This is a genomic window from Actinacidiphila rubida (assembly GCF_900110255.1).
In the GTDB taxonomy this organism is placed as follows: domain Bacteria; phylum Actinomycetota; class Actinomycetes; order Streptomycetales; family Streptomycetaceae; genus Actinacidiphila; species Actinacidiphila rubida.
Window position 1 is genome coordinate 13524 of sequence record NZ_FODD01000033.1, and the last position, 14091, is coordinate 27614.

Genomic DNA, 14091 nt, shown 5'->3' on the forward strand with positions numbered 1-14091 from the left:
CCTGTCGTGTTGTGTGGTGCGGTCGAGGGAGTTGCTGGCGTTGCGTATCGCGGTGACCGGATCGATCGCCTCGGACCATCTGATGGTCTTCCCGGGGCGGTTCTCCGAGCAGCTGATCGAGGGGCAGTTGGAGCGGGTGTCGTTGTCGTTCCTGGCCGACGACCTGGTGGTGCGGCGCGGCGGGGTGGGGGCGAACATCGCGTTCGCGCTGGCCCGTCTCGGGGTGGACGCGCCGCTGCTGGTGGGCGCGGCCGGGGTCGACTTCGGCGAGTACGGGCAGTGGCTGGCCGCGGCGGGGGTGGACACCTGCGCGGTACGGGTCAGCGCGAGCCTGCACACGGCGCGGTTCGTGTGCACCACCGACCGCGACCAGAACCAGATCGCCACGTTCTACGCCGGGGCGATGGCCGAGGCCTCCCGCATCGACCTGGAACAGGTCGCGGCCGGCGCCGGGGGAGTGGACGTGGTGCTGGTCGGCGCGGACGACCCGCAGGCGATGCTCGCGCACACCGCGGCCGCCCGCCGGCTGGGTGCGCAGCTGGCCGCCGATCCCTCGCAGCAACTGGCCCGCCTGGACCGCGGCCAGGTCCGTGACCTGGTCGACGGCGCGCGGTGGCTGTTCACCAACGCCTACGAGGCGGCGCTGCTGGTCGAGCGCAGCGGCTGGAGCGCCGGCGAGATCCTCCAGCGGGTCGGGACGTGGATCACCACGCTCGGCCCGGACGGGGTGCGCCTGGCCGCCCACGGCGAGCCCGACACCCACCTGCCGGCCGTGCCGTGCGCGGCGGTCGCCGACCCCACCGGCGCCGGCGACGCCTTCCGCGCCGGGTTCCTGGCCGCTGTCGCGGCCGGCCTGCGGCAGCCGCACGCGGCGATGCTGGGCTGCGCGATGGCCACCACGGTCCTGGAGTCGGTGGGCACCCAGGAGTACAAGCTGGCGGCCGGGGACCTGAGCCAGAAGCTGGCCGCCGCCTACGGGCCGGCGGCCGCGCGGGCGATCGAGCCGGCGCTGGGCGGCGCGCCGTGAGGCCCACGTTCTCCTTCGAGTTCTTCCCGCCCAAGACCGACGCCGGCACCGCCCGGCTGTGGGAGACGATCCGCCGGATCGAGTGCCTGCGCCCGGACTTCGTGTCCGTCACCTACGGCGCGGGCGGCTCCTCACGGGTGCGGACCCTGGCACTGACCGAGGCGATCGCCGCGCACACCACGCTGCGGCCGGTCGCGCACCTGACCGCCGTCGGCCACTCGGTCGCCGAACTGCGGCACATCGCCGGGCAGTTGGCCGCCGGCGGCATCCGCGACGTGCTGGCCCTGCGCGGTGATCCGCCCGGCGATCCCGCCGGGCCCTGGCATCCCCACCCGCAGGGCCTGACCTACGCCTACCAGCTGGTGGAACTGCTGCGGGACCTGGGCGACTTCCGCATCGGGGTCGCCGCCTTCCCCGAGAAGCACCCGCGTTCGCCGTCCTTCGAGCAGGACGTGGCGCACTTCGTGGCCAAGTGCCGGGCCGGCGCCGACTACGCGATCACGCAGATGTTCTTCCGCGTCGAGGACTACCTGCGGCTGCGGGACGCGGTGACCGCGGCCGGCTGCCACACCCCGATCATCCCGGAGATCATGCCGGCCACCGACTACCGGCAGATCGCCCGCTTCGCCCAGCTGTCCAGCGCCGTCTTCCCGCCCGGCCTGGCCGCGCAACTGCACGCGGCGGCCGGCGACCCGGCCGCCGGCCGGGCCGTCGGCGTGCGCCACGCCACCGCGATGGCCACCCGCCTGCTCGACGAAGGCGTGCCGGGCCTGCACTACATCACCTTGAACACCGCCCCCACCGCGGTGGACATCCACCGCAACGTCCTTTCCGCCCGCCCCGCCCTTGCCGCACTGCCCGCCGCCTGACCCCCCTTCCCCTGACGGGTCCGGCCGGGTCCGGCCGGCGCGGTGCGGGGGCGGATGTTCCCGTTCGCTTCGCGACCCGATGGAGGAGAAGGTGCACGACGGTGACGACGACCAGCCCAGGCGCAACCCCGACAGCACCGACCTCGCCCCGCCCCTGCACCTGGCCGGGATCGACGACGACGAGCTGGCCGAACCCCACCTGGTGCGCGGCATCGACTGACCCCCCCACCCCCGTGCGGGGCGGTCGTGGGGGGCGGCGGTGAGGCGGGCCGGGCACCGGCGGTGCCCGTGGCCGGTGGCGGTGCTGCGGGCGGTGGGCCGGGCGCTGCAGGCGTTCGGGGCGATGCACCTGGGCCTGCCCGACCCGACCGCGCCCGGCACCGTGGTGACCGCCTCGCCGGCCGATCCGTCGGCCGCCCTGGGCGCGGGATCGGAGTTCAGCGGGCCGCCGCCGGCGCATCCGGAGCAGCTGCTGGAGCCGGGCGTGCTCAGCGAGACCGAACTGCGGCTGGCCCGCGAACTGTGGCCCTCCCGCTACCGCTAGAGGCCCCACCCCCGGCGCCACCCCCAAGCGTGCCGCCGCCCCACCCGCCCGGGCCCGCCCGCCACTGCGCGCGCCGGTTGCGCCCGCCACCGCGCGTGTCGGTTGCGCGTGCTGTCGGGTGTGCCGGCTGTGCCGGCCGGTTCCTGCCTGCTGCCTTTTTTGCCTGTTGGTCCTGCCTGTTGGTCACGGTGTTGTCGAGTACAAGGAGAGGGCTCATGACGCCTGATGCCGCGCTGCAGCGGTTGCGCGAGTACCTGGTCGGCCCGTCGCGGTTCATGACGCTGCTCAGCTGCGTGGAGTTGGGCGTCATCGACGCGCTGCGGGAGCAGCCGGGGCTGTCCGCGGGGCAGTTGGCGAAGGTCACCGGTGCCCGGCCGGCGGCGGTGGAGCAGTTGCTGCTGCTGCCGGTCAAGGAGGGCTTCGTCGCGCAGGACGCGGACGGCGGGTACCGCCTGGCGGGTCTGGCGCAGGTGCCCGGTGAGCAGTGGGACAGCGTCCTGGCGGACTTCGGGATGATCAAGGCGGTCACGCTGCGGCAGCTGTACTACCTGACGGAGTCGGTGCGTTCGAGTTCGGTGGTCGGGCTCAAGGAGCTCTTCGGTGTGGACGGCGACCTGTATCAGGCGCTGGCCGGGCTGCCGCAGCTGCGTGAGCCGTGGGCGAAGCTGATGGACACCGTCACCGGGCACGTCGATCCGTGGTTCCTGTCGACGTTCGAGATCCCCGACGGGGCGCGGGTGCTGGACCTGGCCGGGAACACCGGCATGGGAGCGATCCACACCTACAAGGCGCACGCGGGCAAGGGCCTTCACGTCACCACGTTCGACCTGCCCGACAAGGAGCAGCAGACGCTGGCCAACTTCCGGGCCCACGACGTGGGCGAGCACTGCTCGTTCATCGGCGGTGACGTGTTCGCGCACGTGCCCACCGGATACGACGTGGTGCTGATCAAGCACTTCCTGCCGATGTTCGACCGGCAGGACGTGCTGCGGATCCTGACCGGGGTGTACGACGCGCTGGAGCCCGGCGCGCAGGTCCACGCGCTGGTGCCGGTCTTCCCCGAGGACGTCGGCGACCGCGAGAACTACACCGTCGACTTCTATCCGAGTTTCTTCATCGGCTGCGCGATGGGCCAAGGCGGCCCGCAGAAGCTGTCGACGTGGGCGTCGTGGTTCACCGAGTGCGGCTTCACCGTCACCCAGGCCGCCACCGACGACCCGGCCGACCTGCCGCCGCACGCCCTGACCGTCGAGGCGGTCGTCTCGGCGGTCAAGCCCGCCTGAACCCCCGCCCGCCGCGGCTGCCGCGGGCCGCCGCGTCACCTCGCACCTGTCGCGCCGCGCCGCGCCCTCTGGTGCCGCCCGCGACGGCACCACTGATCGTTCGACCACCCTGGGACCTTGGAGGATCAATGCCTGGAGCATCGAAAACGGAAGCGGTCTACGCGGCCATCGAGGAGGCGTCCGGGCTGCTGGGGGTCCCCTGTTCGCGGGAGAAGGTCCAGCAGGTGCTGGGCGCGTTCGGCGAGGGGGTCTCGGAGGAGTCGGTGGTGGTGCTGGCGATGGCCGGCGGTGAGCGCTACCGCGGCGACATCGACTACAACTTCACCGTGCCGACCGAGATCGGCGACCCGTACAAGATCGCGGTGGCCAACGGGCTGCTGGAGGCCGACGACCACCCGGCGGGCCGGCTGGGCGCCGACATCGCCGAGCACTGCCGGGTCAGCTTCTTCGGTGTCGAGGCCGGCGTGGTCGGCGGGTTCAAGAAGACGTACGTGTTCTTCCCGCTGGACGAGCTGGGGTCGCTGTCCAAGCTCGCCGAGATCGACTCGATGCCGCCGTCGGTGGCCGAGCACGCCGCCGCGTTCGCCCGCAACGGCATGGACGACCGGATCTCGATCGTGGGGATCGACTACCTGAGCCAGACGATGAACGTGTACTTCATGGCCGCGCCGGTCGACCAGAAGCTGGCGCTGGACCTGCTGGAGGACCTGGAACTGCCGGCGCCCAGCCCGGATCTGCTGGAGTTCATCCCCAACTCGTTCTCGATCTACCCCACCTACAGCTGGGACTCCAGCCAGATCAAGCGGATCTGCTTCTCGGCGGTCTCCCCGGACCAGAGCGCCTACCCGACCACGCTGCACCCCGAGATCGCCACGTTCGCGCGCAACGCGCCCTACGAGTACGGCGGCGCGCGGGTCCTGGTCTACGGCGCGACGATCACCCGCGGTGAGGAGTACCACAAGCTCGGGGCGTACTTCCGCCGGCCGGCGGCGTTCTGGAACTCCCTGCCGCTGGCCGCCACGTTCGAGCGGCTGGCGGCCGAGCAGGCGGCCGCGGGCAAGTGACCACGGCGTCGCGGCCCGCCCCCTGACCGGGCGGGCCGCGGCGACCGGGGTGTTGGTGTCGGTGACATATGTGTGTGTTGTGTGTTCGAGGAGGAGACATGTCAGAAGCCGTCGACGCCCAGCAGCGCTCGCAGGCGCTGGACCACCTGGGCGGGGTGCTGGGAGAGGCCGCCGAGGCGGCGCTGGCCGGGCCGCGTGAGCAGCTGGCCGAGGGCCTGCTGCGGGCGGCGTTCACGCTGTGGGAGAACCCCGAGGTCCGGCCGAAGCTGCTGGGCATCCTGCACCAGGCCGTCAACAGCCCCGAAGGCGCCGAGCAGATGCGGCTGTTCCTGGCCAACCAGCTGTTCGCCGAGGCCGGCAAGGCCATCGGCCTGGCGGGGATGGACATCTACCAGGCCGCCGAGACGCTGAAGGTTCCCGCGATCAACGTCAACGCCGCGGCCGGGCAGGTGTGGGGCGTGGTGCTGCTGCGCTACATCGTGCGCCTGGAGCCGATCGCGTCGGCCGGCGCCGAGGAGGTCATCGACCTGCTCAACCCGACGATCCAGCGCTACCTGGCCGGCTGAGGCGCCCGCACGGCCGCCCCCGCCCCGCCCCCGGCAAAGGGGGGCGGGGCAGGGGGTGTGTCACAGGACGGGGGGCTGTCTCGTCCCCAGTACCGAGACGGAATGCACCCGCGCGCCCCGGTCCGCGGATGACTCGGAGGATCTGGTTTAGGTATGAGTAAGCTGGACAACGAAGCGTACGGCGACCGGGCGGCGGAACCCGCGCCCGATCCGCAGCGGTGGATGGCTCTGGGCGTCCTGACGGCGATGCAGTTCATGCTGATGATGGACGTCACCGTGGTGAACATCGCCCTTCCCCACATCCAGGACAACCTGCACTTCTCCGTCGAGGGCCTGGCCTGGGTCGTCAACGGCTATGTGCTGACCGCCGGCGGCTTCCTGCTGCTGGGCGGGCGGCTGGCCGACCTGTACGGGCGGCGGCTGGGATTCGTCGCCGGTGTGCTGGTCTTCGGCGCGGCCTCCGCGGTGTGCGGGGCGGCCGCCAACTCCTCGATGCTGGTCAGCGGCCGGTTCGTGCAGGGCCTGGGTGAGGCGCTGGCCGGTCCCGCGGCGCTGGGCCTGATCCCGGTGCTGTTCCGCGACGCGAAGGAGCGCACCAAGGCGCTGGGTATCTGGGGCGGCATGGCCGCGCTGGGCAGCGCGGTCGGCTCGGTGGTCGGCGGGTCGCTGACCGACCTGGTCAGCTGGCGGTGGATCTTCTTCATCAACATCCCCGTGGCCCTGTTCGCGCTGATCATGGTGCCGCGGGTGATCCCGGAGAGCCGCATGGCCCGCAAGGGCCAGAGCATCGACGTGGTCGGCGCGGTCGCGGCCACCGGTTCGCTGGTCGCGATCGTCTACGGGCTGCTGAAGGCCGCCGACGACCCGTGGGGTTCGGGCAAGGTCTTGACCCCGCTGCTGGGCGGCGTGGTCCTGCTGGCGTTCACGGCCGTGTGGGAGTCGCGGGTGTCCGACCCGATGATCCCGATGCGGTTCTTCAACAACCGCACCCGCGTGACGTCCAACGGTGTGAGCATCCTGTCGCTAGCCGCGTTCTACACCTACGCGTTCCTGCTGACGCTGTACCTGCAGAACGTGCTGCACTACTCGCCGCTCAAGACGGGCCTGTCCTACATTCCCTTCACGCTGGCCATCGGTGTGGGCATGGGCGTGTCGACCGCGCTGATGCCCCGTATCGGGGTGAAGGCGACGCTGGCGATCGCGTTCCTGGGCAGTGCCGGCGGGCTGGTGCTGGCCGCCGGCGGTCTTGCCACCCATGCCTCGTTCGTCGGCGGGATCATGCCCGGGCTGCTGGTCTACGGGTTCTTCAACGCCGTGGGCTACCCGGCGTTGACCAACGGCGCCCTGCACCAGGTCACCGGGCAGGACGCGGGACTGGGCTCGGGCGTGCAGACCGCGATGCAGCAGGTCGGCGCGTCGCTGGGCCTGGCGACGCTGGTGCCGCTGGCGCTGCGCTACGTCAAGCACCACGTCGCCGGCGGCACCGTGCCGGCCCTGGCCGAGACCCACGGCTACGCGCTGGCGCTGCGGGCGGCGGCCGGTGTGCTGGTGGTCGCCGCGATCCTGGCGCTGCTGCTGCTGGAGAAGGTCGAGGCCAAGCCGCGTGACGCGGTCGCCGAGGCGACCGCCGGGGCCGACAGCCAGAGCGCCTCGCCGACCACCCCCACCAGCCCCGCCGCCGCCTGACACCACCGGGTGCCGGGGGCCGGCCACCGGCCCCCGCACCCCCCGGTGGTTGTCGTCCCTCCTGCCTTCGGCTTCCTGTTCCTGCCACGACACACCCCAAGGCCGCCCCCCTGAGCCGGGAGCCGGCGGCCTGACACCTTCCCCCGCGGCCCCCGCCGGCGATGTCCTCGCCGGCGGGGGCCGCCGCGTTGCGCGCTTGACGTCGACCGCGAGGAGATGAGTTGCGTTGACTCGACCGAGCCCGGCCGAAGAGGCGGGGCCGGCCCGCCGCGTGCGCGCGGTGGGTGTCGGCCGCGCGCACGCCAAGGCGATCGTGCTCGGAGAGCACGCGGTGGTCTACGGGGCGCCCGCGCTGGCGGTCCCGGTGCCGCAACTGGCGGTGACCGCCAGCGCCGGCTGGTCGGCCGGCGAGCCGGGCGACAGCGACGGGGACCAGGTCACGTTCACCATGACCGGCTCCCCGTCCCGGCCGATCGTCACCCAGGCCTTCGCCGGACTGGGCCTGCTGACCGGCCACTTCACCCGGGCGTTCGGCGCCGGGGCGCTGCGGCACCTGGACGTGATCATCGACGGCGGGATCCCGCACGGCCGCGGCCTGGGATCCTCGGCCGCCTACGCGCGGGCGGTGGTGCTGGCCCTGGCCGACCTGTACGACCGTCAGCTCAGCGACCGCGAGGTCTTCGCACTGGTGCAGCGCGCCGAGGACGTGGCGCACGGCCGCTCCAGCGGCGTGGACGCCACCGCGGTCGGCGCCCGCGGCCCGATCTGGTTCCAGGCCGGCACCGCGCAGCCGGTGCGGGTGGGCTGCGAGGCACTGTTCGTGATCGCCGACAGCGGCACCGCGGGCCGCACCAAGGACGCCGTCCAGCAGCTGCGGGAACGCCTGGCCGCCCGGCCCGGCGCCGAGCACGACTTCGTCACCGCCGCCACCGACCTCACCCACGCCGGCCGTGACGCGCTGGCCCGGGGCGAGACCGACCGCCTGGGCGGCTACCTGACGCACTACCACCGGCTGCTGAGCGGCGCGGGACTGAGCACCACCGGCATCGACGCGCTGGTGGCCGCGGCCCTGGACGCCGGCAGCCTCGGCGCGAAGATCACCGGCGGCGGCCTGGGCGGCTGCATGCTCGCCCTGGTCCCCCCGGTCAAGGCCGGACAGGTCACCCGGCGCCTGCACCAGGCCGGCGCCGTGCAGACATGGGTCGTTCCGCTGAGGGAGATCGCCGACCATGGCCACTGACCACACCACCGCACCCCCCACCGCGACCGTCCCCCAACCCACCCCCACCCCCACCCCCACCCCCATCCCGACCGCGGCTGCGGCTGCGGCTGCTGCGGGGGCTGCCGGGTCGGCGACGGCGGTGGCGCATCCGAACATCGCGCTGGTGAAGTACTGGGGCAAACGCGACGAGGCGCTGGTGCTGCCGCGGGTGGGCAGCTTGTCGATGACGCTGGACGTGTTCGCCACCACCACCCGGGTCACGCTGGCGCCCGGGGCCGGCCGTGACGAGGTGCTGCTGGACGGGGCGTCGGCCGCCGGCTCGCAGCGGCAGCGGGTGGTGGCGTTCCTGGACCTGGTGCGGGCCGGCGCCGGCAGCACGCTCAAGGCGGTGGTCGACTCCCGCAACACCGTGCCCACCGGCGCGGGACTGGCCTCCTCGGCCAGCGGGTTCGCGGCGCTGGCGGTGGCGGCCGCGGCCGCCTACGGACTGGACCTGGACGTGCGGGGCCTGTCGCGGCTGGCGCGCCGCGGTTCGGGCTCGGCGTGCCGGTCGCTGATCGCCGCCTTCGCGCAGTGGCACGCCGGCACCGGCGACCTGCGCCAGGCCGACCTGACCTCCTACGCCGAGCCGGTGCCGGCGGGCGCGGGCCTGGATCCGGCGCTGGTCGTGGCGGTCCTGAACGCCGGGCCCAAGGCGGTCTCCAGCCGTGAGGCGATGCGCCGCACGGTGGCCACCTCCCCGCTGTACGGGCCGTGGGCCGACTCCAGCGCCGAGGATTTGGACCAGATGCGTGCCGCGCTGGCCGCCGGCGACCTGGAGGAGGTCGGGCGGATCGCCGAACGCAACGCGCTGGGCATGCACGCCACGATGCTGGCCGCGCGGCCGGCCGTGCGCTACCTGGCACCGGACTCCCTGACCGTCCTGGACACCGTCCAGGGCCTGCGCGCGCGAGGTGTGTGCGCCTACGCCACGATGGACGCCGGCCCGAACGTGAAGGTGCTGTGCCCGCGCGGGCAGGCCCCGCAGGTGGCCGCCGCGATCGTGGGCGCCGTGCCGGGCGCCCGCGTGATCACCGCCGGTCCCGGTCCCGCCGCGTACCTGAGCGCGCCGGCCTCGGCGGTCCGGTGACCGCCGCCGATCCGGCCACCGCCGTGGCGCGCGGCGCGGGCGCGGGCGCGGGTGTGGGTGTGGGTGTTCCTGACGCGGGTGCGGCGCCGTCGCCGGCGCTGCTGGCGTCGGCGGGCACGGCGAGCGCGGGCGAGGGCGGGCTGGTGGTGGCGCGGGCGCCGGGCAAGCTGTTCGTGGCCGGGGAGTACGCGGTCCTCGACGCCGGGCGCCCGGCGGTGCTGGTGGCCGTGGACCGGTACGTCAGCGTCGCGGTGACGCCCGCGCCGTCCGGGGTGGAGATCGTCTCGGACCTGGGCGCGCGGGCGCGGTTGGCGCTGTCCGCGGGTGTGCTGGGCCCCTACGCGCCGGCGCAGGTGGCGTCGCTGACGCATGTGGCCGCCGCGGTCGGGCAGGTCGCGGCGCTGGCGCTGGAGCACGGGCGGCGGCTGCCGCCGTGCCGGGTGCGGGTGGCAAGCGGCCTGCACGAGGAGGGCCGCAAGTACGGGCTGGGTTCCAGCGGTGCGGTGACGGTCGCGGCGGTGCAGGCGCTCGCGGCGTTCGCGGGCCTGGACCTGGGCGCGTGGCAGCGGTTGAAGCTGGCGCTGGTGGTCACCGCGGGCCTGGACCGGCGGGCCTCGGGCGGGGACGTGGCGGCCGCCACGTTCGGCGGGTGGATCGGGTACCGGTCCCCGGACCGGGCGTGGCTGGCCGAGCGGACGGCGGGCGGATCGCCGGCGCGGGTGCTGGGCCAGCGGTGGCCGCACCTTGCGGTGGGCCGGCTGCCGGCGCCGCGGCAGGCGCTGTTGAAGGTGGGCTGGACCGGGTCGCCGGCGGCCAGTTCGGCGATGGTGGCCGGCCTGGACGCCAGCGGCTGGCGCGACAGCGCGGAGTACCGGCTGTTCGTGGCGCGGACCGGCGAGTGTGTGAGCGCGCTGGCGGCCGCGCTGGCCGGCGGGGACGGCGCGGCCGCGGTGGAGCAGGTCGCCGAGGCCGGGCGGGCCCTGGAACGGCTGGATCGCCGGGTGGGCCTGGGAGTGTTCACGCCGCGTCTGCGGGCCCTGGTGCGTGCCGCGCGCCGGGCCGGCGGCGCGGGCAAGCCGTCGGGTGCCGGCGGCGGGGACTGCGGGATCGCGCTGCTTCCGGCGGCGTTCAAGGACCGTGCGGAGCAACTGGCCGAGCAGTGGACGGCCGCCGGCGTGCTGCCGTTGCCGCTGGGTACTGCCGCGGAAGGGAACCGGGAATGCCAGAGTTGATCGCACAACGCAAGGACGACCACGTCCGGCTCGCGGTGGAACAGCAGCGGGCGGCCGCGGGCGTCAACCAGTTCGACGAGGTGGCCTTCGTCCACCAGGCGCTGGCCGGCCTGGACCGCTCCCAGGTCTCGCTGGCGACGCGGTTCGCCGGCATCGCCTGGCCGGTCCCGCTGTACATCAACGCGATGACCGGCGGCAGCCCGAACACCGGCCGGATCAACGCCGATCTGGCGCTGGCCGCGGCCGCCACCGGGGTGCCGATCGCCTCGGGGTCGATGAGCGCCTACTTCAAGGACCCCGGGTGCGCGGGCACGTTCGCGGTGCTGCGGGAGAACAACCCCGACGGGTTCGTGATGGCGAACGTGAACGCGACCGCGTCGGTGGCCAACGCCCGCAAGGCGGTGGAGCTGCTGGCCGCGGACGCGCTGCAGATCCACGTCAACACCGTGCAGGAGACGGTGATGCCCGAAGGGGACCGGTCGTTCGCCTCGTGGGTGCCGCAGATCGCGGCGATCGCGCGGGGCGTGCCGGTCCCGGTGATCGTCAAGGAGGTCGGGTTCGGGCTCAGCCGCGCCAGCGTGGACGTGCTGGCCGGCCTCGGGGTGGCGGTCGCCGACCTCGGCGGCCGCGGCGGCACCGACTTCGCGGCGATCGAGAACGGCCGCCGCCGGCTGGGCGACTACGCCTACCTGCACGGGTTCGGGCTGTCCACGGCCGCGTGCCTGCTGGACGCGGCCGGCGCGCGGCTGCCGGTGCTGGCCTCGGGCGGGGTGCGGCACCCGCTGGACGTGGCGCGGGCGCTGGCGCTGGGCGCCGGCGCGGTCGGCGCCTCGGGGGTGTTCCTGAAGACGGTGCTGGACGGCGGGGTGCCCGCCTTGGTGGAGCAGATCTCCGCGTGGCTGGAGCAGCTGGCGGCCCTGCAGACGATGCTGGGCGCCCCCACACCGGCCGCGCTGCAGGACTGCGACCTGCTCATCGGCGGGTCCCTGCGGGAGTTCTGCGCCGACCGGGGCATCGACACCGCCGCCTACGCCCGCCGCTCGCGCACCACGGCAACCAGCCCTCGGCAGACGGGAAGCACACGATGAGCCAGACGTCCGCGATCAGCCAACCGCCCGCCGGCCGCCCGCCGGCCGACGGCCCGTCCGGCAGCGGGCACGCCGTCGCCTCGGTCCCGATGCGGTGGGTGGGCCCGGTGAAGATCTCCGGGAACGTGGCGACGACGTGCACGCAGGTGCCGCTGGCCACCTACGAGTCGCCGCTGTGGCCGTCGGTGGGCCGCGGCGCGAAGGTCTCCATGCTCACCGCCGACGGCATCGTGGCGACGCTCGTCGACGAGCGGATGACCCGCTCGGTGCTGGTGGAGGCCACCGACGCGGCCACCGCGCTGGCCGCCGCCCGCCGCATCCAGGACTCGCTGCCGCAACTGCGGGACCTGGTGCGCTCCCACAGCCGCTTCACCGAACTGGTCGCCGTCCGCCACGAGATCAACGCGAACCTGCTGTTCGTGCGGTTCGAGTTCACCACCGGCGACGCCTCGGGCCACAACATGGCCACGCTGGCCGCCGACACGCTGCTGGCGCACCTGTTGCAGACCGTGCCCGGCATCGGCTACGGGTCGATCTCGGCGAACTACTGCACCGACAAGAAGGCCACCGCGATCAACGGGATCCTGGGCCGCGGCAAGAACGTGGTCACCGAACTGCTGGTGCCCCGCCAGGTCGTCGAGCAGGTCCTGCACACCACCGCCGCCAAGGTCGCCACGCTGAACCTGCGCAAGAACATGCTGGGCACCCTGCTGGCCGGCGGCATCCGCTCGGCCAACGCGCACTTCGCGAACATGCTGCTGGGCTTCTACCTGGCCACCGGGCAGGACGCGGCGAACATCGTCGAGGGCTCGCAGGGCGTGGTCGTGGCCGAGGACCGCGACGGCGACCTGTACTTCGCGTGCACCCTGCCCAACCTGATCGTGGGAACCGTCGGCAACGGCAAGGGCCTGGGCTTCGTCGACACCAACCTGGCCCGCCTGGGCTGCCGCGAGCAGCGCCCGCCCGGCGACAACGCCCGGCGCCTGGCCGTGATCGCGGCCGCGACCGTGCTGTGCGGCGAACTGTCGCTGCTGGCCGCCCAGACCAACCCCGGCGAGCTGATGCGCGCCCACGTGCAGTTCGAACGAAGCGACGACGCCGCGAAGGCCGGTGCCCGATGACGACCCTGCCCACACCCCCCGCCCCCGGCCCGACGCCCGCCATCGGCATCCACGACCTGTCGCTGGCCACCGGCCACTTCGTGCTGCCGCACGCCACGCTGGCCGCGCACAACGGCACCGACGTCGGCAAGTACCACATCGGGATCGGGCAGCGCTCGATGAGCGTGGCCGCCGCCGACGAGGACATCGTCACCCTGGGCGCGGCCGCCGCCGCCCCGCTGATCGCCACCCACGGCAGCGACAACATCCGCACCGTCGTCTTCGCCACCGAGTCCTCCATCGACCAGGCCAAGTCCGCCGGGGTGTACGTGCACTCGCTGCTGGGCCTGCCCTCGGCCAGCCGCGTGGTGGAGCTCAAACAGGCCTGCTACGCGGCCACCGCCGGCCTGCAGTTCGCGATCGGCCTGATCCGCCGCGACCCCACCCAGCGGGTCCTGGTGATCGCCAGCGACGTCTCCCGGTACGACCTGGACAGCCCCGGCGAGGCCACCCAGGGCGCGGCCGCCGTCGCACTGCTGGTCAGCGCCGACCCCGCGCTGCTGGCCGTCGAGGACCCCTCGGGGGTGTTCACCGCCGACGTGATGGACTTCTGGCGGCCCAACTACCGCACCGCGGCCCTGGTCGACGGCCAGGAGTCGATCACCGCCTACCTGCAGGCCGTCGAGGGCTGCTGGAAGGACTACACCGAGCAGGGCGGCCGCGACCTGGAGGACTTCGCCGCGTTCTGCTACCACCAGCCCTTCACCAAGATGGCCTACAAGGCGCACCGGCACCTGCTGAACTACACCGGCCACGCCACCGACGAGGACCGCGCCTACGCCGCGATCGCCCGCACCACCGCCTACAACGCGGTGATCGGCAACAGCTACACCGCCTCGGTGTACCTGGCGCTGGCCGCCCTGCTGGAAGGCGAACAGGACCTGGACGGGCGGCCGGTGGGATTCCTCAGCTACGGCTCGGGCAGCGTCGCGGAGTTCTTCGCCGCCACCGTGGTGCCCGGCTACCGCGACGCCTTGCGCACCCAAGCGCACCGCGCGGCCGTGGACGGCCGCACCGAACTGGACTACCCCGCCTACCGGGCCCTGCACACCGCGGTGCTGCCCACCGACGGCGGCGACCACCGGATCGCCGCGCAGACAACCGGCCCGTTCCGGCTGGCGGCGCTGCGCGGCCACAAGCGCATCTACGAAACCCGCTGACGCTCCGCGGCACCCGCCCCCCACCCCACCCCCATGTTACGTTTCGCCCGCTTTCTCCCCT

General features: G+C 73.7%; 14 protein-coding genes. All 14 read left to right on the forward strand.

All coding sequences use genetic code 11. The annotated features are described in order from the left end of the window. The first annotated feature begins 40 nt into the window (after positions 1 to 40). The 14 genes from BMW99_RS28300 to BMW99_RS28360 all read left to right on the forward strand — a co-directional run bounded on the left by BMW99_RS28300 (position 41) and on the right by BMW99_RS28360 (position 14030). Positions 41 to 1027, forward strand: coding sequence for a carbohydrate kinase family protein (locus BMW99_RS28300; protein ID WP_069465380.1), 987 nt, complete (start codon positions 41 to 43; stop codon positions 1025 to 1027). After that, positions 1024 to 1896 (forward strand): methylenetetrahydrofolate reductase [NAD(P)H], encoded by an 873-nt coding sequence (gene metF / locus BMW99_RS28305; RefSeq protein ID WP_075017795.1) that lies wholly within the window; start codon positions 1024 to 1026, stop codon positions 1894 to 1896. Before BMW99_RS28300 ends, metF begins: the two co-directional genes overlap by 4 nt. Positions 1897 to 1987: 91 nt before the next feature. Further along, on the forward strand, positions 1988 to 2116 hold the full coding sequence (locus tag BMW99_RS42725) for a hypothetical protein (RefSeq protein ID WP_265737210.1): 129 nt from the start codon (positions 1988 to 1990) through the stop codon (positions 2114 to 2116). A gap of 75 nt (positions 2117 to 2191) precedes the next feature. Beyond that, positions 2192 to 2440 (forward strand): DUF6059 family protein, encoded by a 249-nt coding sequence (locus BMW99_RS40875; RefSeq protein ID WP_075017796.1) that lies wholly within the window; start codon positions 2192 to 2194, stop codon positions 2438 to 2440. Positions 2441 to 2655: 215 nt separating this feature from the next. After that, positions 2656 to 3723, forward strand: a complete 1068-nt coding sequence (locus BMW99_RS28315) for a methyltransferase (protein ID WP_176735502.1) — start codon at positions 2656 to 2658, stop codon at positions 3721 to 3723. Between the two features lie 128 nt (positions 3724 to 3851). Then, on the forward strand, positions 3852 to 4787 hold the full coding sequence (locus tag BMW99_RS28320; RefSeq protein WP_069463857.1) for an aromatic prenyltransferase: 936 nt from the start codon (positions 3852 to 3854) through the stop codon (positions 4785 to 4787). 98 nt (positions 4788 to 4885) lie between these two features. Beyond that, a complete protein-coding gene (locus BMW99_RS28325) occupies positions 4886 to 5353 on the forward strand; it encodes a TetR/AcrR family transcriptional regulator (RefSeq protein WP_069463858.1) in 468 nt (155 codons plus the stop codon). A 153-nt stretch (positions 5354 to 5506) separates the two neighbouring features. After that, the gene (locus BMW99_RS28330; protein ID WP_075017797.1) at positions 5507 to 7039 is read left to right on the forward strand and encodes an MFS transporter; all 1533 of its coding nucleotides are present in this window, start codon (positions 5507 to 5509) and stop codon (positions 7037 to 7039) included. Between the two features lie 226 nt (positions 7040 to 7265). Continuing rightward, positions 7266 to 8279, forward strand: coding sequence for a mevalonate kinase (mvk, locus tag BMW99_RS28335; protein WP_245791661.1), 1014 nt, complete (start codon positions 7266 to 7268; stop codon positions 8277 to 8279). Then, positions 8269 to 9390 (forward strand): diphosphomevalonate decarboxylase, encoded by a 1122-nt coding sequence (gene mvaD, locus BMW99_RS28340; protein WP_079176210.1) that lies wholly within the window; start codon positions 8269 to 8271, stop codon positions 9388 to 9390. Before mvk ends, mvaD begins: the two co-directional genes overlap by 11 nt. Positions 9391 to 9449: 59 nt before the next feature. Further along, complete coding sequence (locus BMW99_RS28345) at positions 9450 to 10622, forward strand: phosphomevalonate kinase (protein ID WP_245791662.1); 1173 nt, start codon at positions 9450 to 9452, stop codon at positions 10620 to 10622. Next, positions 10619 to 11710, forward strand: a complete 1092-nt coding sequence (gene fni / locus BMW99_RS28350) for a type 2 isopentenyl-diphosphate Delta-isomerase (RefSeq protein WP_069463532.1) — start codon at positions 10619 to 10621, stop codon at positions 11708 to 11710. The genes BMW99_RS28345 and fni overlap by 4 nt, the downstream gene beginning before the upstream one ends. Next, the gene (locus BMW99_RS28355; protein WP_143080577.1) at positions 11707 to 12831 is read left to right on the forward strand and encodes a hydroxymethylglutaryl-CoA reductase; all 1125 of its coding nucleotides are present in this window, start codon (positions 11707 to 11709) and stop codon (positions 12829 to 12831) included. Before fni ends, BMW99_RS28355 begins: the two co-directional genes overlap by 4 nt. After that, positions 12828 to 14030 (forward strand): hydroxymethylglutaryl-CoA synthase, encoded by a 1203-nt coding sequence (locus BMW99_RS28360; RefSeq protein ID WP_075017798.1) that lies wholly within the window; start codon positions 12828 to 12830, stop codon positions 14028 to 14030. The genes BMW99_RS28355 and BMW99_RS28360 overlap by 4 nt, the downstream gene beginning before the upstream one ends. Positions 14031 to 14091: the final 61 nt, after the last annotated feature.